Source organism: Kitasatospora sp. NPDC001225 (genome assembly GCF_053597855.1).
In genome coordinates this window covers 1-1,407 of sequence record NZ_JBSFJC010000446.1, presented here as the reverse complement: position 1 = coordinate 1,407, position 1,407 = coordinate 1, and the positions used below count along the sequence as shown (strand labels likewise).

The window sequence follows — 1,407 nt, the reverse complement described above, 5'->3', positions numbered from 1 at the left end:
GAGGAGGGAGCCACTGCGGAGCATTGGCGACCGACGACAACGCGGCGAGGTGCGTGCCCCGGCGTCGCCCCGCAGACGCGAGTTTGAAGACAGGCGCTAGCCGCCCACCCTGGCCAGGGCGTCCACCACGCGGGCGTCGTAGACCCGGCCCCGGCCCAGCCGCAGGGCCTCCAGCGCCTCCAGCCGCCCGACGGCCTCGCCGACGCCCCGGCCGCGGGCCGCCGTGAGCAGGTCGTCGTGGGCGTTGGCGACCCGGATGATCCGGGAGGCGAGCGGCACCGGGCCGTCGCCCGAGGCGGGCCCGGTGCACGGGTCGGCCAGCCGGGCGACCTGCTCGGCGACCTGCCGGGGCACCCCGGTGCGGCTGATCACCTCGCTGCCGAGGCGGGCGATCCGCTGCTGCTCGGCCTCGGGCAGCAGCGCGGTGGCGCCGTCCGGCACCGGTTCGACCAGGGACAGCTGGCCGACGTCGTGCATCAGCGCGGCGTACTCCAGCAGGGCGAGCTCGCGGGTGCCCAGACCCAGCTCGCGGCCCAGCGCGCACGCCGTGTCCGCGACCCGGCGCGCGTGCCCGTGCGGGGTGTACCCGGCCACCTCGGTGGCCCGGGCGAGGCTGGCGATGGTCTGCCCGGTGGTGGCCCGCACGGCGGCGGCGCGCCGGAAGGACACCTGGGCGAGCAACAGCGGGGTGCAGAACAGCGGCAGCGCCCACAGCCCGACCTCGCCGGCCGCGAGGCTGACCAGCATCCCGGTGGCGACGATCGCCGAGCCGATGCCGAACAGCGAGCGCAGCTCGTCCTCCAGCGCCGCCGGGAACCGCAGCCCGCCGCCGGAGCGGCGCAGCAGCGCCGCCAGGGTCGCGTCGCAGAGCGCGGCCAGCGCGGCGACGGCGGTCAGGAACACCCCGTACGCCGGGCCCTCGGGCGAGAAGCGGTCGACCATGCCGCCGTTGTAGAGCGGCTGGAAGACGGCGCCCGCGAAGCCGACGGCGAGCACCCGGCGGGCGGCGCCGTCACGGCGGGCCGGATCGGTCCAGGGCGGACGGCGGTGCGGGCGCCCGGGGCCGTCCGGCAGGGCCCGGTCCGGCAGGACGAGGCCGGCCAGCCGGCCCAGCAGCAGGCCGGCCCCGGTCACCGCGACCACCTGGAGCGTCCCGTGCGCGGTCGGCACCCCGCGCAGCGGCCCGAGCAGGGCGTACGCCAGCGCACCGGCCGCGCCGATCGGCGCCTGCTCCCGATCCCCCGGAAGGGTGATGCGGACGCATTCGCCGAGCGCGATCAGCACGGTGAACGCCAGCGCGACCCGGGGCTCCGCGACCCCGCGCAGCGCGACACCGGGGTCGACTGCCTGGGCGACCCGAAGCCCGACTTCAAGACCGCGCGGGCCGCGATCACCGGGCACACCCTC

1 protein-coding gene is annotated in these 1,407 nt (G+C 78.0%); it reads right to left on the bottom strand.

Annotation, left to right across the window (positions count from 1 at the left end; all coding sequences use genetic code 11):
• Window positions 1–96 precede the first annotated feature (96 nt).
• The gene (locus ACWDCZ_RS41340) at window positions 97–1,401 is read right to left on the bottom strand and encodes an HD-GYP domain-containing protein (protein ID WP_449818723.1); all 1,305 of its coding nucleotides are present in this window, start codon (window positions 1,399–1,401) and stop codon (window positions 97–99) included.
• Window positions 1,402–1,407 lie beyond the last annotated feature (6 nt).